This is a genomic window from Collinsella aerofaciens (assembly GCF_040910185.1).
Taxonomy (GTDB): Bacteria; Actinomycetota; Coriobacteriia; order Coriobacteriales; family Coriobacteriaceae; genus Collinsella; species Collinsella aerofaciens_BF.
On sequence record NZ_JBDGBA010000018.1, the window covers coordinates 16289 to 40800 of the forward strand.

Annotated in this window: 24 protein-coding genes and 1 tRNA gene; 5 read left to right on the forward strand and 20 right to left on the reverse strand. The window is 65.6% G+C overall.

Features of this window, described 5'->3' with window-relative positions; genetic code table 11:
• Nucleotides 1-160: 160 nt before the first annotated feature.
• Genes cobK through cobM form a run of 17 tightly spaced genes read right to left on the reverse strand, consistent with a single transcriptional unit; the run spans nt 161 to nt 16009 of the window.
• Nucleotides 161-934 (reverse strand): precorrin-6A reductase, encoded by a 774-nt coding sequence (gene cobK / locus AB5Z54_RS07600; RefSeq protein WP_368161047.1) that lies wholly within the window; start codon nt 932-934, stop codon nt 161-163.
• Nucleotides 931-1572 (reverse strand): precorrin-8X methylmutase, encoded by a 642-nt coding sequence (locus tag AB5Z54_RS07605; RefSeq protein WP_055310664.1) that lies wholly within the window; start codon nt 1570-1572, stop codon nt 931-933. Before AB5Z54_RS07605 ends, cobK begins: the two co-directional genes overlap by 4 nt.
• Entirely contained in the window at nt 1573-2088 is a 516-nt protein-coding gene (locus tag AB5Z54_RS07610; protein WP_035138235.1) for a cob(I)yrinic acid a,c-diamide adenosyltransferase, read from the reverse strand.
• Complete coding sequence (locus AB5Z54_RS07615) at nt 2085-3584, reverse strand: cobyric acid synthase (protein WP_368135336.1); 1500 nt, start codon at nt 3582-3584, stop codon at nt 2085-2087. The genes AB5Z54_RS07610 and AB5Z54_RS07615 overlap by 4 nt, the downstream gene beginning before the upstream one ends.
• A complete protein-coding gene (locus AB5Z54_RS07620; RefSeq protein ID WP_368135337.1) occupies nt 3577-4800 on the reverse strand; it encodes a pyridoxal phosphate-dependent aminotransferase in 1224 nt (407 codons plus the stop codon). Before AB5Z54_RS07620 ends, AB5Z54_RS07615 begins: the two co-directional genes overlap by 8 nt.
• A complete protein-coding gene (gene cbiB, locus AB5Z54_RS07625) occupies nt 4797-5771 on the reverse strand; it encodes an adenosylcobinamide-phosphate synthase CbiB (protein WP_195544716.1) in 975 nt (324 codons plus the stop codon). Before cbiB ends, AB5Z54_RS07620 begins: the two co-directional genes overlap by 4 nt.
• The gene (locus AB5Z54_RS07630; RefSeq protein ID WP_368135338.1) at nt 5771-6727 is read right to left on the reverse strand and encodes a histidine phosphatase family protein; all 957 of its coding nucleotides are present in this window, start codon (nt 6725-6727) and stop codon (nt 5771-5773) included. The genes cbiB and AB5Z54_RS07630 overlap by 1 nt, the downstream gene beginning before the upstream one ends.
• Nucleotides 6728-6768: 41 nt before the next feature.
• Nucleotides 6769-7578 (reverse strand): adenosylcobinamide-GDP ribazoletransferase, encoded by an 810-nt coding sequence (gene cobS / locus AB5Z54_RS07635; RefSeq protein WP_368135339.1) that lies wholly within the window; start codon nt 7576-7578, stop codon nt 6769-6771.
• On the reverse strand, nt 7533-8081 hold the full coding sequence (locus AB5Z54_RS07640) for a bifunctional adenosylcobinamide kinase/adenosylcobinamide-phosphate guanylyltransferase (protein ID WP_138374710.1): 549 nt from the start codon (nt 8079-8081) through the stop codon (nt 7533-7535). Before AB5Z54_RS07640 ends, cobS begins: the two co-directional genes overlap by 46 nt.
• Entirely contained in the window at nt 8078-9220 is a 1143-nt protein-coding gene (locus tag AB5Z54_RS07645) for a nicotinate-nucleotide--dimethylbenzimidazole phosphoribosyltransferase (RefSeq protein WP_138374711.1), read from the reverse strand. The genes AB5Z54_RS07640 and AB5Z54_RS07645 overlap by 4 nt, the downstream gene beginning before the upstream one ends.
• A complete protein-coding gene (locus AB5Z54_RS07650) occupies nt 9213-10595 on the reverse strand; it encodes a cobyrinic acid a,c-diamide synthase CobB (protein ID WP_238022974.1) in 1383 nt (460 codons plus the stop codon). The genes AB5Z54_RS07645 and AB5Z54_RS07650 overlap by 8 nt, the downstream gene beginning before the upstream one ends.
• Nucleotides 10592-11941: a precorrin-6y C5,15-methyltransferase (decarboxylating) subunit CbiE gene (cbiE, locus tag AB5Z54_RS07655; protein WP_138374712.1), complete on the reverse strand. Its 1350-nt coding sequence runs from the start codon at nt 11939-11941 to the stop codon at nt 10592-10594. Before cbiE ends, AB5Z54_RS07650 begins: the two co-directional genes overlap by 4 nt.
• A complete protein-coding gene (gene cobJ / locus AB5Z54_RS07660) occupies nt 11929-12672 on the reverse strand; it encodes a precorrin-3B C(17)-methyltransferase (RefSeq protein WP_138374713.1) in 744 nt (247 codons plus the stop codon). Before cobJ ends, cbiE begins: the two co-directional genes overlap by 13 nt.
• Nucleotides 12672-13757, reverse strand: coding sequence for a cobalt-precorrin 5A hydrolase (locus AB5Z54_RS07665; protein ID WP_368135347.1), 1086 nt, complete (start codon nt 13755-13757; stop codon nt 12672-12674). The genes cobJ and AB5Z54_RS07665 overlap by 1 nt, the downstream gene beginning before the upstream one ends.
• Nucleotides 13758-13805: 48 nt before the next feature.
• Complete coding sequence (locus AB5Z54_RS07670) at nt 13806-14039, reverse strand: SAM-dependent methyltransferase (RefSeq protein ID WP_346976490.1); 234 nt, start codon at nt 14037-14039, stop codon at nt 13806-13808.
• Nucleotides 14032-15216 carry a cobalt-precorrin-5B (C(1))-methyltransferase CbiD gene (gene cbiD, locus AB5Z54_RS07675; protein WP_271740310.1) on the reverse strand — a complete coding sequence of 395 codons (1185 nt, stop codon included), beginning with the start codon at nt 15214-15216 and terminating at the stop codon, nt 14032-14034. Before cbiD ends, AB5Z54_RS07670 begins: the two co-directional genes overlap by 8 nt.
• Nucleotide 15217: 1 nt before the next feature.
• Complete coding sequence (gene cobM, locus AB5Z54_RS07680) at nt 15218-16009, reverse strand: precorrin-4 C(11)-methyltransferase (protein WP_260699637.1); 792 nt, start codon at nt 16007-16009, stop codon at nt 15218-15220.
• 458 nt (nt 16010-16467) lie between these two features.
• Here cobM and AB5Z54_RS07685 point away from each other — a divergent pair, with 458 nt between their 5' ends.
• The 5 genes from AB5Z54_RS07685 to AB5Z54_RS07705 all read left to right on the forward strand — a co-directional run bounded on the left by AB5Z54_RS07685 (nt 16468) and on the right by AB5Z54_RS07705 (nt 22011).
• A complete protein-coding gene (locus tag AB5Z54_RS07685) occupies nt 16468-17394 on the forward strand; it encodes a sirohydrochlorin cobaltochelatase (protein ID WP_368135340.1) in 927 nt (308 codons plus the stop codon).
• A gap of 145 nt (nt 17395-17539) precedes the next feature.
• Complete coding sequence (locus AB5Z54_RS07690; protein ID WP_368135341.1) at nt 17540-18073, forward strand: hypothetical protein; 534 nt, start codon at nt 17540-17542, stop codon at nt 18071-18073.
• 4 nt (nt 18074-18077) lie between these two features.
• Entirely contained in the window at nt 18078-19649 is a 1572-nt protein-coding gene (locus tag AB5Z54_RS07695) for an ABC transporter substrate-binding protein (protein WP_368135342.1), read from the forward strand.
• A 22-nt stretch (nt 19650-19671) separates the two neighbouring features.
• The gene (locus AB5Z54_RS07700; RefSeq protein WP_225093538.1) at nt 19672-20694 is read left to right on the forward strand and encodes a FecCD family ABC transporter permease; all 1023 of its coding nucleotides are present in this window, start codon (nt 19672-19674) and stop codon (nt 20692-20694) included.
• Complete coding sequence (locus tag AB5Z54_RS07705) at nt 20695-22011, forward strand: ABC transporter ATP-binding protein (RefSeq protein ID WP_368135343.1); 1317 nt, start codon at nt 20695-20697, stop codon at nt 22009-22011.
• A gap of 112 nt (nt 22012-22123) precedes the next feature.
• Here AB5Z54_RS07705 and AB5Z54_RS07710 read toward each other — a convergent pair whose 3' ends face one another.
• From AB5Z54_RS07710 to AB5Z54_RS07720, 3 genes are all read right to left on the reverse strand, one after another.
• Nucleotides 22124-22735 (reverse strand): TetR/AcrR family transcriptional regulator, encoded by a 612-nt coding sequence (locus AB5Z54_RS07710; RefSeq protein ID WP_368135344.1) that lies wholly within the window; start codon nt 22733-22735, stop codon nt 22124-22126.
• 116 nt (nt 22736-22851) lie between these two features.
• On the reverse strand, nt 22852-24159 hold the full coding sequence (locus AB5Z54_RS07715; protein ID WP_368135345.1) for a lysylphosphatidylglycerol synthase transmembrane domain-containing protein: 1308 nt from the start codon (nt 24157-24159) through the stop codon (nt 22852-22854).
• Between the two features lie 151 nt (nt 24160-24310).
• A tRNA-Glu gene (locus AB5Z54_RS07720) sits at nt 24311-24387 on the reverse strand.
• Nucleotides 24388-24512 lie beyond the last annotated feature (125 nt).

Consider the following 24512-nt stretch of genomic DNA (forward strand, 5'->3'; position numbering starts at 1 on the left):
GCAAAAACAGACACTATTTCACCGCAACTTATTGAAGGGCTGCTTGCGCCAGTTCCGGGCGTCCTCCTCGAGCTATTGGCGGATGACGGTCTTGTACGGTTCGAGCTTGCTCGGGGCGCTCCTCCTCGCGGGCGGGAGGACGCGCAGGCGCGGCGAGCGCCTAGCGCGCGAACTCCCGTAAGAGTGCGTCTTCCACTTCCCGAAGCGAAAGGCCCCCGTCTCCCTCGGCGGGACGGGTGACCACGATGCAGCGCGCTCCCACGTCGCGCGCGGCGGCAAGCTTCTCGGCCGTGCCGCCTACGGTTCCCGAGTCCTTGGTCACAAGCCACTGGGCTCCCACCTGCCGAAGCATCGCCTCGTTGAGCTCGCGGGTGAAGGGCCCCTGCATGCCGATGACGTGCGACGGCGAAAACCCCGCGTCGATGCACTTCGTTATAGCACCGGGCAGCGGGAGCACACGCACGAAGAAGCGCTCCGAGAAATCGGCGACGCGCGTATAGGGAGCAAGCTCCTTGCTCCCCGTCGTGAGAAGCGCGCGACCCGGGTTCTCGGAGAGAAAGCGCGCCGCGCAGGCGATCGACGCGACCGACACGACGCCTTTGGGCAGCGCCTCGGCCGCACGCGCAAGGCGCAGACATCGTACACCCACGGCAAGCGAAGCGGCCCGGATGTTGCCGCTGGCGAGCGTAGCGAAGGGGTGCGTGGCGTCGACGACGATGCGCGCGCCGGAAAGCTCGCGCTCCATGTCGGCCTCGTCGAGCCTGCTCGCATGCACCTCGATGCCCGGAAGCTCGCCCATAAGCTCGCCTCCGTACTCGGTTGCCGCGTAGGCACGGGCGGGGATGCCCGCCCCGCTCGCCCATTCGCACAGAAGGCGGCCCTCGGTGGTGCCGGCGAAGATGCGCAGCGCCGGCGCAGATGCGGGCGCCGTCACTTCGGGCCGCCTGGGCGCGTGATCTGGTAGAGCAGCGCGTTCATAATGGCGGCCGCCACGGTCGAACCACCCTTGCGACCCCTCGCGACGATGGCCGGCGCGCGTCGCGCGAGTAGCTCCTCTTTCGCCTCGACCACGTTCACAAACCCGACCGGCACCCCAACGACGAGCGCGGGCGCGATCTTCCCCTCGTCCATGAGCTCGGCGAGGCGCAGAAGTGCTGTGGGAGCGTTGCCGACGGCCACGATGAGCGGACCCTCGATGCCGCAAGCTTTGTCCATGCTCGCAACGGCGCGAGTCGTGCCCGCGGCGCGCGCAGCCACGGCGACATCAGGGTCGGCCATGTAGCACACGGCCTTGCAGCCGAGCTTCGCGAGCGCAGGCTTGCTTATGCCTGCGAGCGCCATGTTCGTATCGGTGAGCACCGTGGCCCCTGCGCGCAGTGCGTCGAGCGCACAGTGCGCGGCGTCATGGGTGAACACGAGGGAATCGGCGTACGAGAAGTCGGCAGTGGTGTGGATGACGCGCTTCACGACGGGCTCTTCGAGCGGCGGGAACGTGCGGCCGCCGAGCTCTTCGGTGATGATTTCAAAGCTGCGCCGCTCGATGTCGCCGGGCGCCATCTCCTTGGAATCCATCTAGTACTCCACTCCTTCCCTTGCACATATCCCCTGCTCGTAGGGGTGTTTCTCGCACCGCATCTCGGTTATGTAGTCGGCCTTCTCCACGATCTTGCGGGAAGGCGCGCGCCCGGTGAGCGCTACTTCGACGCCGCGCGCGGACATATCGAGCGCGCGGTCCACGAGCGCCTCGTCGACAAGCCCCTTCGAAAGCGCGTCGAGCGCCTCGTCGAGCACGAGCAGCCCCTCCTGCGCGCCCTCGAGCTCGGCGAGCGCGGAAGCGAGGTTCCCATCGTGCAACTCGCGCGTCGCGGCAAGTTCTTCCGACGTCATGGACCAGGTAAACTTGTCCGACGCCTTCCCCGCGAACACGGGCACGCCGAAATGCTCGGCGAGCAGGCGCGCCTCCCCGCTTTCGCCGTCTTTCAGGAACTGCACAACGACGACGCGGCGGCCTGCGGCGAGCATGCGAAGGGCGAGCCCCATCGCCGCCGTGGTCTTGCCTTTGCCGTCGCCATGATACACGTGGATCATACGCCCTCCTCGATAATGCGGTAGACATACTCCATGTCGAGCGCCCCGCGCACGGAGTCGGCCAGGCGGTCGAACTCGCGCGCACGGTGATCGGCCGCGGACACCGCGCCCTCAGCACCCACGACGCTCTCGGGCAGGCCGCGCATGCGCGCGAGCGAGCGCGCGAGGGCGAGTGCCACCCCCGGTTCGTCGAACAGGCCGTGGAGATAGGTTCCGAACACGTTTCCGCAGGCCGCGCCTTCTGGTTTGCCGCCAATCGTGCCCGCAGGGGCGCAGGAGACGGTCGTATCGCCGTCGTGAATCTCGTACCCGCGCGCCGTCATGCCGTTCCACACCGAGAACGCGCCTTGGGCGCCCGTGATGCGCAGCTCCGACTGGGCGAGGCGCTTTTCCTCCTTGAACACCGTATTTGCAGGGATGAGCCCGAGCCCGCGCGCGGTGCCAGCGCCTTCCCTGCCGTGCGGGTCGGAAAGCTCGTCTCCCAAAAGCTGGTAGCCTCCGCATATGCCGAGCACCGGCGTGCCCGCGCCCGAAAGCGCGCGTACACAGGCTCCGATGCCGCTAGCCGCAAGCCAGCGCGCGTCGTCGACCGTGGACTTCGAGCCGGGAAGCACCACCAGGTCGGGTCGGCCCAGATCGGTCGTCGAGGAAACGTAGCGCACGCCCATGCCGGGCACGCGCGAAAGCGGGTCGAAGTCGGTGAAGTTCGACAGATGCGGAAGGCGCACGACGGCGACGTCGATGACGCCGCGCGCCTCGCGGGCAGATAGGCGCGGCGCGAGCGAGTCCTCGTCGTCCAGGTCGAGCGTAAGAAACGGCACGACCCCCACGACGGGAACCCCGCACATCTTCTCGAGCGGGGCCAAACCCGGGCGGAGGATTTCCACATCGCCGCGGAACTTGTTCACAACAAGCCCCCGCAAAAGCGCGCGATCCTCGGGCGCAAAGAGCGCGACCGTGCCGTAGAGCTGGGCAAATACCCCGCCTGGGTCGATGTCGCCCGCGAGCAGCACGGGGGAGGACACGGCGCGCGCGAGCCCCATGTTGACGATGTCGTTTTCGGCAAGGTTGATTTCGGCGGGGCTGCCGGCGCCCTCGATGACGATGACGTCGTTTTCCTCCGCGAGCGAATCGAACGACTCCAAAATCTGCGGCATGAGCGCCTTCTTTCGCGCGAAGTAGTCCCTCGCAGCGAAGGCCCCCTGCGCCTTGCCGGCCACGATGAGCTGGCTTCGGTGGTCGCTTTCGGGCTTGAGCAGGATGGGGTTCATACGCACGTCGGGCACGATGCCACACGCCTCGGCCTGCATGATCTGGGCGCGCCCCATCTCGAGCCCGTCGGCCGTGACACCGCTGTTGAGCGCCATGTTCTGGCTCTTGAAGGGAGCCACGCGCAGGCCGTCCTGCGAAAGCACACGGCACAGCCCCGCCGCAAGCAGGCTCTTCCCCGCGTTCGACATGGTGCCCTGGATCATGATGGGCTTCGCCCTACCCACGGGTATCGACCTCCTTCGTCGAGCCTCGGCCATACGCGCCCGCCATAGCGCCGCTGCAAGAAGCGCCGCCCCGTTTGTCGGGTTCGCCTTCGCCCGATGCGCCTTTCGCCCGAAGCGCGCGGCCGAACGCCATCGCAAGCCGGGCATTCTCCTTGCGCGTGCGCACCGCGACGCGGCACCAGAAACGGGACAGTACCGAAAACGAGTCGCACGTGCGGACCAAAACCCCCTGTTTATACAGGCGCTCGGGGATGTCTTTCGCCGGTGTCCGGACTAAAAGGAAGTTCGCATCCGACGGCACGACGGAAAGCCCGAGCGAGGAGAGCTCGTGGGAAAGCCACGCTCGCTCGCCCGCCAATACATCGCGCGTGCGCGAGACGTATTCGACGTCTTCCAGGGCGGCGATACCCGCGGCCTCGGCGACCGAGGAGACGGGCCACGCCTGCCCCGCCCGGCGAATCCCCTCGAGGAGTTGGGCGTTTCCGCTGATCAGATATCCTAACCGCAACCCCGCCATTCCGTAGAGCTTGGTGAATGCGGAGAGCACGGCCACATGGCGCGAACACGCGGCGCGTGCGGCCACGCTCCTTTCGCGGGCGTCGGGCGCAAATCCGAGGAAGCACTCGTCCACGACGAGCAGCGCGCCCACCTGCTCGCAGCGGCAAGCCGCGGCATCGATCACGCGGGGGTCGACGAGGCGCCCCGTCGGGTTGTTCGGATTGCAGATATACGCCACGTCTCCCGGCCCCTCGATCGCGCGGGCGAAGGAGGCGGGCACGTCGAAGTCGTCCGCTTCGGAGAGCGGGAACTCCTGCACGCATGCGCCGTAGTACGATGCCGCCTCCGCATATTCAGAGAACGTCGGCGCACACACGACGATGCGTTTCGGGCGCACCGCCGCGGCGAGCCGCCAAATGATGTCGGACGCGCCCGCGCCGCAGACGATAGTATCTTCGGGAATGCCCTGGGCACGCGCTAGGGCGCGAACGAGGGCGAGGCTTTCCCTATCGGGGTAGGCGTCGATTCGAGAAAGCGCCTTGCAAGCTGCGGCAACGGCGCGCGGCGAGGGGCCTGCCGGATTCACGTTCACCGAGAAGTCAATGAGGTCGGAGGCGCCCCCTTCGCAAGCGATGCCGAGCGATTGCGTGCTACCCCCATGCGCACGGGCGCGCAGGATTCCCCCGGCAGCCCGGGACGCGGCGTGGTCTTCCCTCATACCATCGCCCCCACGGCGAGCACGACCGCCGCGCGTGCGGCACCGAAGACGACGAGCGCGCATACGGACGCGGCGAGCATGAGCCTAGTCGCCCGGGCGATGTCGCTCCACTCAATTTCACGGGACGCGTCGCCTATCGTCGGTTTCTCAACGAGCTTGCCGAAATACACCGCGGGTCCTGCCAGGCGCAGCCCGAGCGCGCCCGCACACGCTGACTCGGTCTGCGCCGAGTTGGGGCTCGCATGGCGACGCCTGTCGCGGCGCCAGATGCGCGCCGCCCCGCGAGCATCGAGCCCGACGATCGGGCACACGGCGATCATGAACAGGGCCGATAAGCGCGAGGGAATCCAGTTCACCGCATCGTCGAGGCGCGCCGAGGCGCAGCCGAAGTCGATGTAGCGCTCGTTTTTGTAGCCCACCATGCTGTCGAGCGTGTTCACCGCCTTGTACGCCATGCCCAAGGGCGCACCCCCGATCATAAGGTAGAAAAGCGGCGCGATGACGCCGTCGCTCGCGTTCTCCGCCACCGTTTCCACGGCGGCGCGCGCAACGCCCTGCTCGTCGAGAACAGACGTGTCGCGTCCCACGATGAGCCCGACGGCTTCGCGAGCCGCGACAAGGCCGCCCTTCGAGAACGCGCGGGCCACGGCCAGGCTCTGGCGGCGCAGCTCGCATGCCGCGAGAATCTGATAGCTCGCCCATGCCTCGGCCACGAAGCGCAAGCCGGGGTGAACCATGCCGCAAAGATGCAGGATTCCCAAGGTCAAAAGCCCACACGCAAGCGGAAGCGCCACGGCGAGCACAAGCCCTGCGGCGCGCGTGCCCGCGGACGTTTGCGGGAATGAGCCCCGCAGGCGGCCTTCGGCCCACGTGATCGCGCGCCCCATGGCGACAACGGGATGGGGAAGCCAGCGCGGGTCGCCGAAGGCAAGGTCGGCTGCGAACCCGGCGGCGGCGGCAAGAATCGTCATCACCGGGCATCGCCCCCCGAAGCGGGGCGAACGTCGCGAAGGCAGTGCCCATCCCAGGTGGCGGCCCATGCGCCGCCCGGCTCGGTATGCACGTCGAAATATCCCATTTTCGGGACAGCTAGCTCGGAGAGCAGCGCTTTCACGGTACCCGCGTGAACGACGAAGACGGCGCGCCCACTCCCCTGGGCGCGCTCCGATTCGCACGCCTCCCGAAACGCCGCGACGACGCGGCGGGTGAAATCGCTCTTGCCCTCGCCATGCGGGCAGCGCGTCTCGCACCAGGAGTCTACCCAGGCGCGGTAGCGCACATCCTCTTTAAGCTCGGCGGCGCTTCGCCCCTCGAAGTCACCGAAATCCATCTCGCGCAGACCGGGGCACGCCATAAGCTCCGCGTTCGGGAAGAGGATGCGCGCCGTCTGGTCGGTGCGGGCCATGCCGCTCGTGATAACACGGAACACGTCACGATCGCACGCGAGGTCGCGCAAAGCGCGCTCGCCCGCGCTCGACAGGGGCTCGTCGGTGCCCGCCCCGCTGTAGCGATGGTCTTCCGTGCCCGCCGTGGCACCATGGCGCACGAAGACGACCTCCAAAGGCGCGCCCGCGCCCTGCGTCCCTCGAGGAGCATCGGCAAGGTTTCCTTTGATGACCTGGGGAATCCCGCACGTCATGCGCACGACGACGTCGGCGCGCGCAGCGAGCGCGCATCCCAGGCGCCCCGCGCGCTCGCGCCATTGGGCGTCTTCCGCATGCATAGGGACGACCCCCGAGCCGACCAAGGACAGAATCACTGCGTCGAAGCCGATCAGCCGCTCGAGCGCCCGGTCAGCGTCGAGCGCGCGTACGAGTTCCTCAGCATGGTACGCGACGCGGCCGGCAAAAGCCGCGGAAACGCCGCCCTCCGCAAGCTGCGCCGCGTCGACGAAATCATCCGCCGCGAACCCGAGCTTTTCGCGCACGAAGGTCCTCTTCCCCGAATGCGCGCCACCTACCACGAGCATCATAGGAGCATGCCCCCCGCCACCAGCATAGCAAGCATCGCGAGCTCGGCCCATTGCAGAAACCATCCGGCCAAATCCCCCGTCACCCCGCCGAAGCGGGACAGGGCAACATGGCGGTACCACGCGAGCGCCAAAAGCCCCGCCACCGCCATAAGGGCGCCGACGGCCCGAGCGCACGCGACCATCCCTGCAGCCGAAGCCGTAGCGAAAGCGCAAAGCGGCACGACGATCGCCGCGCGCTTCTTCGCAGGCGAGAGCCCCGCGGCCATGCCGTCCGCCCGCGCGGCAGGCCAGCATTCAACGGCGAGCCCCGAAAGCGCGCGGGAGAACACGAGCGAGCACAGAAGCGCGAGGAACGACCCCGCCGTAAGCGGCAGCGCGGTGAACAGGGAAAACTGCAGAATAAGGTACACGACAACACCGATGACCCCGAAGGCGCCCGCCCGCGGGTCGTGCATGATCTCGAGCTTTCGCTCGCGCGGGGCCCAACTTGCAAGCGCATCGGAGGTGTCGCAGAGCCCGTCTAGGTGGATGCCACCCGTCACCGCCACAGGCAGCGCCACGAGCACGGCCGCGACGATGGTCGCGGGCACGACAAGCAGGTTAGCCACGTACCCCCACGCCGTCATGAGGAAGCCTTCCGCAAGGCCCACCAGGGGAAACGCGGCAAGCGCATGGGTTGACCCGAAATCGGTCCAGGCCGATTTCGGGACGGGGATGCGCGAGAACGTTCCGAACGCCGCGCCGATTGCCTCTGCTATCTTCACCTTGTAGGTCCTTCGCCTTTCATCCACACGGGAATCCCGCATACCACTTCGACTGCGCGGTCGGCCATCGCCGTCACGCCCTCGTTCACGCGCGCGAGCGCGCGCCTCCACGCCTCGGTCCCCTCATCGTAGCGCATCCCATCGGCGAACACGTCGACGGTGACCACCACCGTATGCACAGCGGCCTGAGCGAGCCGTTCGATGCCTCCGAGCACCTCGCGCGCCGCAGCGTCGGGGTCACGTGGGGGCAAGCCGCCTTCCGGGAAGAGCTCGTTCGCAACCAGGTTGCCCACGTCCTCCAAAAGAAGCGTGCAGCCGCGCGGAAGCCCGGGCACTGCGGCGCCCACGTCACGCGTGCGCTCGAGGGTGGAAAACCCCTTGCCCTCGCGCAGCGCCCGATGGCGCGCGATGCGGCGGGCGCCCTCTTCCCCGAAGGGCTCCATCGTTGCCAGGTACACGCGGGGCCCGTCGTGCCCGAGGCACAGGGACTCGGCGTAGGCGCTCTTGCCGCTCGCGGCGGCGCCGATAACGAGCGTCACCGTCATTTCCAGGCCTCGAAATGCTCGTAAGCAGCCATGCCGGTCGCCGTGAACGTCTTCCCATCCCGGTACACGCGCAGCGCCGAATCCAGAAGGGGCAGATACGCCATGGCGCCCGCGCCCTCGCCCAAGTGCATGCCTGCGTCGAGGGGTGCCTTTATGCCGAGCTCGCGAAGGAGCTCCTGGCTTGCGGGTTCACTTGATGCGTGGGTGCCCACGAGGTAGCCCAAGGCGTTGGAGCACAGGCGCGCCGCGCACAGGGCCGCCGTGCAGGATACTACCCCGTCGAGGAGCGCCGGCGCCTTCGAGGCCGCGGCCCCCAGGTAGAAGCCGCACATCGCCGCGATGTCGAAGCCGCCCACCTTCGAGAGCACGTCGATCGGGTCGGCGGGATCGGGCGAGTTCGCGTCGATAGCGCGCTCGACCACGTCGCGCTTGCGCGCGAGTGAGGCGTCCGAGAGCCCCGCGCCGCGCCCGACGAGGCTCCGCGCGTCCGCCCGGAGGAGCACTGCGGCCACCGCCGCCGAGGTGGTCGTGTTGCCGATGCCCATCTCGCCCGCGACGAGAAGGCGAACGTCGGCGCGGGCAAGCCCGCACGCGACGGCGATTCCGACCTCGATTGCGCGCACGGCCCCATCGCGAGACATAGCGGCGCCGTGCGCGATGTTGTCGCTCCCCCGCCGCACGTTCGCGCGCACCATGCGCGCGTCTTCTATGCCCCGGGCCATACCCACGTCGACGGGCACGACCTCGGCACCCGCGAACGCCGCCATGCGGCAGGCACTCGTGGCCCCCTCGCACATGTTGCGCGCGACGGCTCGCGTCACGTCTTGCCCGCTTTGCGACACGCCTTCGGCAACGACCCCGTTGTCGGAGAAGAATACCGCGAGTGCACGGGGAAACTCGGCCACCTCGGCGCTCCCCTGAGCCGCGGCGATACACGCGACGGCGTCTTCAAAGTCGCCCAATCCCCGCAAGGGATGCGCGATGGAGTCCCACTCGGCGTACGCGGCGGCGCGGGCGCACTCGTCTGCGGGCGCGATCCGGGAGAGCGCGGCTTCGAGCACGGCGCCCGGCGCCGACGAGAACGCGCGCTCGACTTCCTCGCGGATGCAGGCCAACGCGGTTTCGGTTGCTTCAGCCATGCCGTCTCCTCTCTGCGAACGACGCTGCGGCAGACGCGAACGTGCGCGCAACGTCGGGGTTCGCAGGATAGTACACATGCGGGAAGCCCGCAACCAGGGACGGGGTGGTCGTCATGCACGGCCAGCCCTTGTCGCGCCGGGGCTTCTGCGCCCAGAAGTCGCCGCCCGGGCAGGTGGACTGCCAGTAGTGGAACTCGTGCGCGCGGATGCGTGTGCCGCGCGGCCCGTAGAGCCCGTCGCGTTGGGAAGTGAGCTCCACGTACCCGAAATGGGACAGCCTTCCCCCGTTCTCGCTTGCGCCTTCAAGGGCGCCCGCAACAGGCCAGCGCCGCCCCTCGCTATCGGCGATTTCACGCTGCAGGTACAGAAACCCACCGCATTCGGCGACCGTCGGCATGCCGGATTCCACCGCGCGCCGCACCGCCTCGCGCATAGGCGCGTTCTCGGAGAGCTGCCGCGCATGGAGCTCCGGGTAGCCGCCTCCCAGATAGAGGGCGCTTGTCCCCCGGGGCAACTCACTATCACACAAGGGGCTGAAAAAGGCCAGCTCGCAACCCAGGTCCTCGAGCGCGCGCAGGTTCTCCTCGTAGTAGAACGAGAACGCCTCGTCACGGGCGACGGCGACGATGGGCCGCGCTCCCGCGATCGGCTCCAACCGGTAAGGTTCCTCGCGGATATCGGGTGCCGTCGCCGCTGTTTCGAGCAAGCGGTCGACGTCGACGGTCTTTTCCACCAGCTCGGCCATCTTGTCGATGCGCGCGGAGAGCTGCTCGACCTCGTCGGCGGTCACAAGCCCCAGATGCCGGCTTTCGAGCGAGAACGCCTCGTCGGCGGGGATATTCCCCAAAACCGCGACGCCCGTGTGCTTCTCGATCGCAGGCGCCGCGTAGGCGCAGGCAGCGGCGCTCGTCTTGTTCAACACGACGCCGCGCACGTTCGCACAAGGCAGGAACTCGGCGATGCCGCGGATTACGGCGGCGAGCGATAAAGACGCCCCGCGCCCGTTCACCACTAAAACGACCGGCGTTTCCGTGTCGCGCGCAACCTGGTAGCTGCTCGCGTCGGCCACGCCGGGCGCCATGCCGTCGTAGAAGCCCATGACCCCCTCGAGCACCGCGACATCCGCACTCGCGGCGCCGCGTGCGAGCAGGGCGCGCAGCGTCGGGGCGTCGGTGAAGAAGCCGTCTAAGTTGCCCGAGCGCGCACCCACGACGCGACGATGAAAGAGCGGGTCAATGTAGTCGGGGCCGCATTTGAAGGCCGCGCATGCAAGGCCGCGGCGTGCGAGCGCGCGCAGGAGCGCGCACGTAACGACCGTCTTGCCGCTCCCGCTCGAGGGCGCAGCGACCATGAAGCGCGGGATGGTCGTGCTCACCGGGCGCCGCCTTCCCCACCTGCACCACGCGCGCTGACGAGGAACACGGGGTTTTGCGCCTTCATAAGATGGTGCGAGCCTACAGCCTCGGCGCGGGCGGCCGACACCTGGCACGCCTCGAACCCCTTAAAGCGCGAACCCGAGAGGAGCGCGCACGCCTCGGTGAGCGTCTCAACGGTGACGCATGGCACACACAGGCGAACCTGCGAGTTTTTCTCGAGCGCCGCCTCCACGATGGAGGGAAGCTCACCCGCGCTCCCGCCGACGAACACGGCGTCGGGGACGGGCAGTTTCGCGAGCGCTTCGGGGGCGACACCGGGGACCGCATGCACGTTGCCGCAGCCGAATGCATCCGCGTTCTCTCGGATGAGCCGCACGCCGGCCGCGTTGCGCTCGACCGCCCATACCGACCCCACTCGCGCGACGAGCGCCGCCTCGATCGACACGCTCCCCGTGCCGGCGCCGACGTCCCACACGGTGTCGGTCGCGGTAAGGCGCAGCTTCGCGAGCGCGACGGCGCGCACCTCCTGCTTGGTCATGGGAACGTCGCCGCGGATGAAGAGCTCGTCGGGAATGCCCGAGGAAGCGTACGGCCAGCGGGAGCTCGCGGCGCGGGATGCGCCCGCAGAGTCCGCCGCGGAAGAAGCCGCCGTGGGCGCAGACGCACCGGCAGGCGCCTCAGAGGCTACGCTAGAGCCCGCGGGCGAGCCGGCGCCGCCTGCGAACTCGATAAGCATCACGTTCAAGTCGTCGAACGTCTGACCTGCAATTTCACTTGCGGTCGCGCAGGTGATGCGCTCCTCGGGGTACGACAGGCGCTCGGCCACCGTCACGCGCGCGTCCCCGAAGCCCGCATGCACAAGCTCACCCGAAAGCCGCGAGGGGTCTTCCCCGCCCGACGTGACGAGGAAGAGTTCACCTGCGCGCTCGGCCTCGGCCACGATGTCGCACGCCACGCCGTGAGCGCTCGCGAAGCGCCAATCCTGCCATGGACGCGCGAGGCGCGCGGCGAGATACGACGCTGAGCTTATGCCGGGAATGACGCGCACGTCCACCTGCGCGTCGCCGGAGAGCGCCTCCACCAGGCGGCGCGCGCCACTGAACAGCCCCACATCGCCCGTCATCACGACCACGGCGCGCTGCCACGACGCCGCATCGGTGAGCGCGGCGACGATGTCCGCCGTCTTCACGAGCTCGCATCTCACCACGTCGGGCGGCACGTCGATGCCGGCAAGCGCGCGATGAGCGCCGATGACCACATCGGCGATGTCGATCGCGTCGAGCGCCGCGCGCGAGAGCAAGTCGGGGTTTCCGGGCCCCGCCCCGATTATCGTTACCTTTCGCATGGAATCTCCCGATACCCGCGCGGCGTGACCATACGGCCGCCTACGCGCTTCGTGTCCGCGTTGCCGACGAACACGGTGGTGAACATGTCGGCGTCGAGCTCCCCCAGCTCGGAGAGCCTGCACATGCCCGACTGCTGCCCCTCGCGCCCGATGTTGCGTACCCAGCCGCAGAGCGTGTCGGGGGCCTTCCATTCGAGCATAATCTTCGCCGCGCGCGAGAGCCTGTCGGCGCGCTTTCTGCTGCGCGGGTTGTACAAACAGATGCAGAAGTCGGCGCTCGCCACGGCGGCGAGCCTGCGCTCGATGACCTCCCACGGCGTGAGCAGGTCGGAGAGCGACACGACCGCGAAGTCGTGGGCAAGCGGGGCGCCGAGCACCGCCGACCCGCTCTGAGCCGCGGTGGCCCCGGAGATAACTTCCACGTCTACATCGGGGTAGTCCTCCGCAAGCTCCAGCACGGGGCTCGCCATGCCGTAAACGCCCGCGTCACCGCTGCACACGAGCGCCACGGCTTCTCCGCTCTGCGCGCGCGAAAGCGCCAGACGGCACCGTTCGACCTCGTGCATCATCGGCGTCGCGAGATGCGCCGCGTCGGGCACGGCGGCAAGCGCGAGCTCCACGTATTTCGTGTACCCAACAACGATGTCGGCCGCCTCGAGCGCGCGCCGAGCCGCAATCGTCATGCCGTCGGGGCCGCCCGGGCCGATCCCCACCACGAAGAGCTTTCCCATCACCGCTCCTTAAACGAAAGTTCGATAGATACTTTGGAAAACGCGACGGTCACGCCGCCGTGAGCGAGCTTCGGGAAGATAAGTTTGCCCCCCTCCGCGAGCGCTGCCCGCTCGCACACGTTGTCGACCCCCACCGTCGCGCGCACGAAATCAGATGGCGAAACGCTGCCTTCGACCTGCGACAACTCCTCTGCGGAATACGTCGCAAGCGGGATATTGCGCGCGCAGCAGAAGGCGAGCAGACCCTCCTCGTGCGCCTTCACGTCGATCGTCGCCGCCTCGCGCACGGCCGAAGGCGAGATACCCACCTGCCCGCACGCGAGAAGAAACGCCTCCTCGATCGCTTCGGCGCACGCACCGCGACGGCATCCTATGCCCGCAACGATGCAGGGCACGACAAGGCGAAGCGGCTCGGGCGCAGGCGCCTGCGCCCGCACGCCCGCCGGCTTCCCCGTCTCACCGGCGGGCACGACCTCGCCCGTTGTCTCCGCCGCACGAACGGACGCACCTGCATTCGCGCCAGCGAACGGCGACACGACGATATCGGCCCGAGCGCGGTCGGACGCAATGTCAACCCCCTCAGGCGGCTGTCCCGAAATCGGCATGTCGGAATAGAGCGCCACGCGCCCGCCCGAAAGCAGCCGCGCCGACACTCGCTTGATGGCCTCGGGATTCGAAACGGCGAGCCCCGCACAGCGCGCCCACGTATCCACCGCCCACACGCCGCGGACGTCGGTCGCCGTGGTGATGACGGGGATGGCCCCTACCGCGCGGGCCACAGTTTGCGCAAGCTCGTTCGCACCGCCCAAATGCCCCGACAAAAGCGGGACGGCAAAGCGTCCCGCCTCGTCAATCACCACAACCGCGGAATCGGTTGCCTTCGAAGCGACATGCGGCGCGATCGCCCGCACGGCGATGCCCGCCGCGCCCACGAACAGAAGCGCGTCCGACGCTTCCCACGCGAGCGCCGTCCATGCGCGCAGGTCGGCCTTCCCCTCGCCGAACCCGCGCGAAACGGAAACGTCCCAGCCAGGGTCGTCTTCACCTGTCTGTGCGCAATCGGAAAGCGCGTGTGCGGTGCGCACCGCCAACGCATACCCCCTCTCAGTGAACGCTATGCAGGAAACCCTCATCTAGCGCACCACCATCGTCGAGAAGTAGCTGCCCCGATCGGGCACATCGTCGAGCGAGCGGTACACGCGCTCGCCCGGAAGCCCACAGTCCTCTACAAGCTCGGCACCGTCGAAGGCACCCTCCTCGCAAAGGAAGCGCTTCGTGTCCGCAAGCGAGCGGCGCGCCTTCATGACCACCTTCGTCCCCGGCCAGCCGATTGCACGGCGCGCCCCGTACAGAACGCCTTTACTCATACGTCGCCCCCAATTTCCCGATAACTGCATCGGCGCCCGACGTGCGGAAAAGCTCGCGGCGCTCGGCGTCGAACACGACCGCGGCGATGTCGCATGCGCCCGCCGCGCGGCGGCGCAACCTGTCCTCGATTGCCGCAGCGAGCGAGGCGCGCGCAGCGTCCCCCACGCCGGCGGCCTCGATTACCTCGAGCGCCGCCGTGGTCGTGACCGACGACAGGATCTCACGCACGGTCTTCGCGCCCGCGCCGGCCAAGGCCGCGTGGGCGGCCAGAATCTCCGCGCGGCAGTCGGCGGTACGCGAATGGGTGTCCATGATGCCGCCCGCGACCTTCACCAACTTGCCGATGTGTCCCACAAGAAGGACATTAGTAAATCCCTCGCGAACGCAGCAATCAATCGCATCGCCCACAAAGTTGGAGATAAAGACCACCGGCGCACCGTTTAGGTGGAAATGCCCCGAGATGAACTGCCCGCCGTAGTTGCCGGGCGTGAGCACGACTCCGCGCCGCCCCATAGCCGCATGCTGCCGAATCTCGAGCTCGATGCTGTCGCGCAAAGCAGCGAGGCTGCGCGGCTCGACGATGCCCGTCGTGCCCAGGATGGAGATGCCGTCCTTTATCCCCAGGTGCGGGTTGAAGGTCTTTTCGGCAAGGGCAACACCCTCGGGTACCGAAATCGTCACAGCAATATTTCCAGAAAAGCCGTGCGCGGCGCACACCTCGCGCACCGCCGAAGTGATCATCGCGCGCGGCGTCGCGTTGATGGCGGCCGCCCCCACCGGCTGCTCGAGCCCGGGCAAAGTCACGCGCCCCACGCCCACGCCGCCATCGACGGAAACTTCCGATTCGCGCGCGGGCACGCCCTTGCTGCCCGCAGCACCCGTGCCCGACCCCGCATGTTCCACGCGCGCGTACACGAGCACGCCGTCGGTCACATCGGCATCGTCGCCTGCGTCCTTTCGCACGGCGCACTGGGCGCACCCCTCACCGATGCATGCGTCGACCACGTTCGCTTCGACGGGCAGCCCGCCGGGGGTGACGATCGACACGAGGCCGACGGGCTTTCGTGACAAGAGCATCTCGCAGGCCGCCTTCGCCGCGAGCGCGGCGCAGCTCCCCGTGGTGTAGCCGCAGCGCAGGCGGGTCGTCCCGGTATATATGTAGTGCTCGAAGGCCACGCTAGCTGCTCGCCTTCCGATACCCCGTGGCAAACGAAGGGTCGTAAAGCTTGCTGCGCTCGTACGACTCCGCTTGCGCGCCGTCGTGCGCAAGTCCGCCGCGAGCTCCGAGCACGCGGCCCACCACCACGAGCGCCGTGCGGTCGATGCCCTCTCGCGCGCCCGCATCGGCGAGCGTGCCCACTGTACAGCGCACCACGCGCTCCTCAGGCCAGGTCGCCTTGTACACGAGCGCCGCCGGCTCGTCGGAGCTGCGGCCCGCGGCCAAAAGCTCGGCGGAAAGCTCGGCGAGCATACCCGAGCTCAGGAAGATGACCATAGTCGAGCCGCTTTCCGCCATGGTGCGCATGCTCTCGCCCGCGGGCATGGGGGTGCGCCCGGAAAGCCGCGTGATCACGACCGACTGGCTGATTCCCGGCAGCGTGTATTCCTGGCGAAGCGCCGCCGCGGCACCGCAAAAGCTCGACACGCCGGGCACCACCTCGTAGTCCACGCCGCGCGCGTCGAGTGCGTCCATCTGCTCCTGGATGGCGCCGTACAGGCACGGGTCGCCCGTGTGCAGGCGCACCACTTCCTCGCCCCGCGCATCCGCCGCGCACATCACGTCGAGCACTTCCTCCAAGGTCATGTGCGCGCTGTCGTAGACGATGCAGGATTCCTTGCACTCAGCGAGCAGCTCGGGGTTCACAAGGCTTCCCGCCCAAACGACCACGTCGGCCGCGCGCAGAAGGCGCGCCCCGCGCAGCGTGATAAGGTCGGCGGCGCCCGAGCCTGCGCCAACGATATGAATCATCCGAGCCTTCCCTTCCTGTTTCTCATCTCAACCGTTTACGCCGCCCTTCGCGCAGCGGGCAAAACACGGCGTCTGCGGTGGCAATCGGCGCAAATACGCAGGCAGGAGGCGCAATGCCGCCCGCCCTGGCTTTGACACGTTCACAAGTGCCCACTATCATAGTAAAAGTTTCGGCAACGAGCATATGACAATCGGATAAAAGGAAATGACCGGCGCGGCGCCCGCACAGCCCGCGCTGGCTTGCGGAGGGAACCAGGTGGGAATCCTGGGCAAGGGACATTACTGTATAGGACGCGCGGGCAAACCGCCTCGCGCCCCAAGCCAGACTGCTTCGCCTTTTCCTCACGGCATCGCCGTGGCGTTAGCTCCTTGTGAACCCCGAGGGGTGCGCTTTTCTTTCGCTTGTGCCGACAAGCAACTGTCGCCGGGGGACCGGCAAACCGAGGAAAGGAAAAACCATGTCCGACCAGATGTCACGCCGCGGCTTCATGGGCGCCGCAGCAACCGGAGCCGTCGCGCTCGCCGGAGTCGCGCTCGCGGGCTGCTCCAACACCTCCGCGAGTTCCGAGAAATCGAGTGAAAAGGAGAAGGCCGTGAAGCCGGTCATCCTCGTCACGAGCTTCGGCACGAGCTACAACGACTCGCGCCACATCACCATCGGCGCCATCGAAGACGCTATCCGCGAGAAGTACTGGCAGGACTACGACATCCGCCGCGCCTTCACCGCGCAGATCATCATCGACAAGCTGAAGAAGCGCGACGGCATCACGATCGACAACATGACCGAGGCGCTCGACCGCTGCGTGGAAGACGGCGTGAAGGAAATCGTCGTGCAGCCGACGCATCTCATGGCTGGCCTGGAATACGCCGACGTGAAAGACGAACTCGACAAGTACGCCGACAAGTTCGACAAGATCTCGCTCGGCGACCCGCTGCTCACCTCCGACGACGACTACAAGAAGGTGGCCGCCGCCATTAAGGAGAACATGGCGTCCTTCGACGACGGCAAGACGGCGCTGTGCCTCATGGGCCACGGCACCGAAGCCGATTCCAACGCCGACTATGCCAAGATGCAGGAAGTGTTCAAGAACGAGGGCTTGACGCAGTTCTTCGTCGGCACCGTCGAGGCTGAACCGACCTGCGAGGATGTTATCGCCGCCGCGAGCGCCGCAGGGTACAAGAAGGCCGTGCTCGCGCCGTTCATGGTGGTCGCGGGCGACCACGCGAACAACGACATGGCAGACGAGACCGACCCCGACAGCTGGGCTGCGAAGTTCGTGGCCGCCGGCTTCGAAGTGACGTGCCTGCTCCAGGGTCTGGGACAGAACGTCGCGGTCGACGACATCTACGTCGCGCACGTGGACGACGCCATCGCCAAGCTGTAAACTCGCCGCGCACGGGGGCGCCGGTCGCGTCCCCGTGCAACGGGCATGCGCCTTCCCCGACTGACGGCGCATGCCCGTTGCATTCGCATCCCGCCCGCCCACCGCACGGCGCGGGCGGTCGAAGCGATTGAAAGGAACCCCCTCCATGTTGAAGAAAACCCTCGCCTTCGCCCTGTCAGCGGCGCTTTTCGCGTTCTCGCTCGCCGGCTGCGGCGGAAATTCAATCGACAGCGCAAAGGCAAGCGATGCCGATTCCCAGGAAAAGACCGAACAGGCGGCCGATGCGCCCGAGGGCGCAAGCGCTGCCCCCATCACCGCCGACAAGGTGGCCGACGGCACCTATCCGATCACCGTAGATTCCAGCTCGAACATGTTCAGGATTGTGGACGCCCAGCTCATCGTGGAAAACGGCTCCATGCACTGTGTGATGACGCTTTCCGGCACGGGCTACGGAAAGCTCTTCATGGGCACGGGCGACGAGGCTGCCGCCGCGAGCGAGGCCGACTTCATCCCCTATGTGGAAAACGCGGAAGGCAAGTACACCTACGACGTGCCCGTTGAAGCGCTCGACGAGGACACCGCCTGCGCCGCGTGGAGTATTAGAAAAGAGCAGTGGTACGACCGCACGCTCGTATTCGAATCCGCCGGCGTCGATCTGCTCGCCGACGCACTGAAGTAACGCCATGCGGTCGATTCTTCCCAAGGGGGAAAGCAGGAAGCGCCGCAGCATCGCGACGCGCGCGATCGCCTGCGTTCTCGTCGCATTGCTTGCGCTTCCCTTCGCGGGGTGCAGTGCGAGCCCGAACGTGACCGGTGGCACGGCGGGCTCTCAGGAATACACTGTGAGCGTCTCGCTTTCCGGCGGGTCAGGGCGCGCAAGCATCGCCTCACCCACCACAATTGTGAAGGATGGCGACACCTACACCGCGACCATCACCTGGTCGAGTTCGAACTACGACAAGATGACCGTAGACGGCGTGGACTACGCGCCCGTAAACGACGGCGGCAACTCCACGTTCGAAATACCCGTCACGCTCGACGAGGACATCGCCGTGTCGGCCGAGACCGTCGCCATGTCGACGCCGCACACCATCGACTACACGCTCCACTTCGACTCATCCACCATGAAGGAGAAAACGGGCGACGATGCAAGCGGCGGCTCCCCTGCGGGAACGCCTTCAAGCGCCGCGGCCGACTTCCACAACGCAGATTTGGGCTGCGGCTGGGAGCCGACGGGGGCGCTTCAGCTTGAATACGCCGAGCACTTCACTGTCGACGAGTACGAAGGCGGCCTGCGGCTTATCTGCATTTCGAACGGGGAGCGCTTCCTCGTGGTGCCGCAAGATGCAAAGGTACCTGATGGGTTGAGCTCCGACATCGTGGTCATAAGGCGCCCCGCCGACAAGGTGTACCTCGTGTCGTCGGCGACGATGTGCCTGGTCGACGCGCTCGATGCGAACGACAATATCATCATGTCGGGCACGAAGGCCGACGATTGCTCGGTCGCGGGCTTCAAAAGCGCACTCGAAAGTGGGGCGATCGCCTACGGCGGCAAGTACAGCGCGCCCGACTACGAGCGAATATCGGCCTCGGGCTGCACGCTCGCCATCGAGAACACCATGATCAACCACACGCCCGATGTGAAGGAAAAGCTGCAGAAGCTCGGGCTCGTCGTGCTCACCGAACAGTCGTCGAGCGAGCCCGAAGCACTCGGGCGCCTCGAGTGGATTAAGCTTTTCGGCGTCCTGTTCGACAAGGAAGACGAGGCCGCGCACCTGTTCAACGAGCAGAAGGCCCGCGTCGAGCAAACGTCGGGGCTCGCGTCGTCAGGTAAAACCGTGGCGTATTTCTACATTAACTCGAACGGGGCCGCCGTCACGCGGCGGGCGGGCGACTATGTGGCGCAGATGATCGAGCTTGCAGGCGGCAACTACGCGCTCGATGACGCGCAGACGGCGTCGACGTCAGGTTCGTCAGTAACGCTCGAAATGGAGCGCTTCTACGCGACAGCGAAGGATGCCGACATCATCGTCTACAACGGCACCATCGACGAATCGGTTGCCACCTTGAACGACTTCGTAGGCAAAAACGCGCTATTGTCGCAGTTCAAGGCCGTGAAGAACGGCAACGTCTGGGTCACAAGCGCCGACATGTACCAGCAGATGACTTCTACCGCCGACATTATCGACGAGCTGCACGGGGCGTTCACCGGCGATGACGCGAGCGACTTCCATTATCTGAGGAAGCTCGGCTAGCGTCATGAGAAGCCGGCTTTCCATGACATACGACGAATCGGGGCGCGCCGCGCGGTGTCGCGTCGTGACGGCGCTGCTCGCTGTTGCCCTCATCGTGCTCGTCGGGGCCAACCTGTGCATCGGGAGCGTGCTCGTGCCCGCAGACCACATCCCCGGCATCCTTTCGGGCGGCGCGGCCAATTCCATGGAAAGCCAAGTCATCTGGGAGATTCGCCTGCCGCGCGTGCTTTCAGCCGTGCTTCTCGGCGGGGCACTTTCGCTCTCCGGGTTCCTGCTGCAGACGTTTTTCAACAATCCCATCGCCGACCCGTTCATCTTGGGCGTCTCCTCGGGCGCAAAGTTCGTCGTCGCACTTACGATGATCGTACTTCTGGGCGCGAACCAGGCCATGTCCTCGCCGGCCATGGTGGCCGCAGCGTTTCTGGGCTCGCTTATCACCATCGGCTTCGTGCTCCTCATCGCACGGCGCATAAGTTCCATGGCCATGCTCATCGTGGCGGGCGTCATGGTGGGATACATCTGCTCGGCGGCAACGAACTTCCTTATCGCCTTCGCCGACGACCAGTCCATCGTGAACCTGCACAACTGGTCTTTGGGTAGCTTCTCGGGTTCGAGCTGGGACGACATCGCGGTCATCGTGGTCGTGGTGATCACCGTGAGCGCATGCGTATTCGCGATATCGAAGCCCCTTTCCGCCTTCCAGCTGGGAGAAGCCTACGCGAAAAGCGTCGGCGTGAACGTCGCACGCTTCCGCGTGGTGCTCGTCCTTCTAGCGAGCATGCTCTCCGCCTGCGTGACCGCGTTCGCTGGTCCGGTGTCGTTCGTAGGCATCGCGGTTCCGCATCTCGTGAAGTCGGCGCTGAAGTCGTCGAAGCCCATCCGCGTGATTCCTGCGTGCTTCTTGGGAGGCGCCATCTTCTGCGCGGGTTGCGATTTGATCGCGCGCACGCTGTTCTCTCCCGTCGAGCTTTCCATCAGCGCCGTCACCGCCATCTTCGGCGCGCCGGTGGTTATCGCGCTCATGCTGAAGAAGCGGGTGAGGTAGATGGGGGAATTCGTGCCGCGGCCCAAAACGCTCGGAGGGGACATTCCATGCTTAGACAGTCCTGAGCTCGCACGAAAGCGCCAGAAGACACTTTCGGCTCGTGCGGAACTGCGCGCGGAACGCCTCCTTCGAGCGGAGTCGAACCTCGAAACCCCGGTCGAAACGCAGGCTGACGGAGCGCCGCTTTTCCGCATAAGCGACCTGTCGGCGGGCTACGACAAGAAGGTCGTAGTCGAAGGCGTCGATCTGGAGGTTCGCGCGGGCGACGTCGTGGCGCTCATCGGGCCGAACGGCTCGGGCAAGTCGACCATCTTGAAAACCATCACACGCCATCTGGCACCGCTTGCCGGCGCGGTCGAGCTCGACGGGCGGGAGATTTCCCGATGGAAGACGGCGGAGTTCGCAAGGAACCTTGCCGTTATGCTGACAGATCGCCCCCGGACCGAGCTCCTCACCTGCCGCGATATCGTAGAGGCGGGAAGGCATCCCTACACCGGGCGAATGGGCACACTCTCGCCCGACGACCATAGTCGGGTCGACGAGGCCATGAAAACCGCACATGTGGAAGAGCTCGCCGAGCGCGACTTCATGCAGATAAGCGACGGGCAACGCCAGCGCGTCATGCTCGCACGCGCCATCGCGCAGGATCCGCGCGTGCTCGTGCTCGACGAGCCCACGTCGTATCTCGATATCCGCTACCAGATCGACCTGCTGCGAATACTTCGCCACCTTGCGAAATCGCGAAATGTGGCTATCATCATGTCCATCCACGAACTCGAGCTCGCGCAGAAAAGCGCCGACAAGGTGATTTGCGTGAAGGACGGCCGGGTCTTCCGCGCCGGCGCACCCGAGGACATATTCACGCGCGAGACGATTGGCGAGCTCTACGGCCTTAAACATGGCACCTTCAACGAGCGCTTCGGCAGCGTGGAAATTGGGCGCCCACACGGCGATGCGCACACGTTCGTCATCGCCGGCGCAGGTACGGGGTCAGCTGTGTTTCGCCAGCTCATCCGGCAGGGCAAAGCGTTCTACGCGGGCGTTCTGCACGAAGGAGACATCGACTGCGAGCTCGCGCGCGACCTGGCGGCGGAATGCGTGGCCGAGCGCGCCTTCGAGACGATCGGAGATAAAACCATAGCCCGCGCCATAGAGCTCCTCATCCACTGCGCGCGCCTTATCGTGTGCCCCGCTGCCTTCGGCACCTTAAACGCCCGCAACGCAGAGCTCGTCGAGTTCGCACACTCGCATGGTATCGAGGTCATGCAAGCGTGCGAAGGCGCATCGGAGGATTCCCATTTGGAGTGGGAAGAATAAACTGGACTTTCTTTTAAGGATCCTCAGGCTACAGCTCCTACGCCGGCGAGGTCTCCAAGGCGCCGGAGAACCTCGTGAACAGGGATTTCCACGCCGACGAGCCCAACTAGGCCTAATCCAAGCGAGATTCCAGACTCGACAGGCCGTTGAGCGTGAGGTCGTTGGCGACCTCCGAGACGCGCTCGATAGGAACCGAACCGTCAGACAGTGCCCACGTGCGATAGATACCAATAATACCCGACAGCAAAAACGCCAGATAGTAATCGAACATCTCGTCCTTGAGACCTTGGGGCAGCAGATCGCGCTCGGCAATCTCGTGTTCGAGCGGCGCACGAAGACGAGCCATAAAATCATCGAGCGGAATATTCTCGATCAGCTGACGATTGAGCACGAGGTTGTTGCACAGCGCCTCGTTAACGGTTTTAAAGAAGGTCGCCGCCGCGCCCAGGGCGCGCTCGTTGGTGTCGCCGTCCATGGAGGAAAGCGTCTTCTCGACCGAATCGACAATCATCTCCACTACATCGACGGCAACGGCATCGAGCAGGCCGTCAACCGTGCCAAAGTGCACATAGAAGGTTTTGCGGTCGACATTGGCCTCGCGCGCGATGGCACTCACCGTAATGTCTGCCAGCGGCTTTTCCATAAGCAGACGCTCGAACGCGGAAAGGATGGCATTGCGGCTGCGAACGATGCGGCGATCAATACGCGGTTTGCTGGTGGCCATGGGCGTGTCCCTTCGATATGCGGGCATTCATCAACAGATGAGAGATAATCTACGTAAGAGGATTATCCCCCATACAGCACAAATATGCCCCGCATCATGAAGAACGCACGACTGTCCTACTGCGACTTAGGATGCTTCTTCTTATTGAGCGCCGACGGAGATACGCGAATACCGTCGCCCGTCTGGCGCACATAGGCTTTATGAGCCGGCTTAGCGGTCCCAGAAGCCTTCTGAGCGTGCTTCTTGGGATCAACGGTAACAGCATTCGTGGGGTGCGGCTTAGTGGGCGCAGAGGGCGTCTGAGGCGTGCGGCCGAGCTTGCGCATCACGCGATCCCAGCGCGCATGGATGCTCTCGTTGTGGGCGCTCTTAAGTCCCAGCAGGGGCGCAGCCAAAATGGTAGGCGCAATAAACGTGATGAGGCGCCACAGCAGATAACCGGCGGTCGAAGCCGACCCAAAGAAATGACCCAAGAACAATGCAAAGCCGCCCTCAGCGCCACCAGTTCCACCGGGCAAGGGGACCGCAGAGCTCAGCAGCTGGACAAAGGCGCTCGCGGCCATGACCGAGAAAAAGTCGACCTCGTGATGGCCAAAAGCAAGCATCAGGAAATACGGAACCAGATAGAAAAACGCAAGTTGCAGCATGGTGATGACCACCGTGAGCAGCATGGAAGAAAAATGTCCGGCTGAAAGCTTGAACTTCTCGGAGAAGGAGTAGATCTCGCCATCGACAAACGTGCGCCATCCCTCGATCTTAGTGGCCGAGACACCAATGCGCTCAAGCCAATTAATGATGCAATGGGCGACGCGCGTGACGGTCTTAGGCATGAGCGCGACGGCGAAGATGCCCAGCAAGATGCAGCAGTGCCCACCAAAGCTAAAGACGCACAGCAACGTCATGTCGCCATAGCGCTCGGCAAAAAACGGCATGCGAGCAAGCAGTAGGATAGCGCCCCAGGCAACGAGGCCAAACTGGTACACGATAAAACGCGTGAATTGCGTGGCGCCGGCCTCGCCCACGTTTTGGCCGGCCTTGGTCAGGCGATAGATTTGAGCCGGGGTGGAGCCCATCATCATGGGCGTCAGGTTACCAAAGAAGATGCCACTCGCCTCGACCGAGATCAGGTCGCGGATGCCGACGGGCGAATTGGGATCGAGCCAGACGGCGATCGCATAGGCCACAATGCCAAAGAACAGGTACATGAACATGCAAAGACACGCGACAACGAGCCATGACGCCTGGACGCTCGACATAGCGGCCCAGAACTGCCCCATCTGCCCGGTTACCACCAGATAGACGATATAACCTACCAGCACGACGCCGATAAAGATGGCGCCGCGGCGTGCGCTCTTATTGTCATCTCCGCCCGAGGCCTCAACCTCGACCTGGGGCTTAGACGTATGCTGAGAGGACTCCGTCATGAGACTCCTTCTAACAGTCAAAATATCTTGGATATTGTACCCGTAAGGGCCATAGGCAGAACGCAAAGCTCTGGTTCAAACGGGAATTGCAGACGGTTGTTTGAAAATAAAAAAACCCGGCCTTCCATAGGAAGTCCGGGTATCAGATGCGTGGTAGCCCGTACCAGATTCGAACTGGTGATCTCCGCCTTGAGAGGGCGGCGTCCTAAACCGCTAGACGAACGGGCCACATGACATCTGCACTGCCGTGCTGCGAGGAAATATATTACGGGACAAAAAACATCAGCGCAAGAAGAAATTCCAAATTGCCGAAAAATTGTCGGCAGGTTATGGAACACACAGGTAAACTGGGT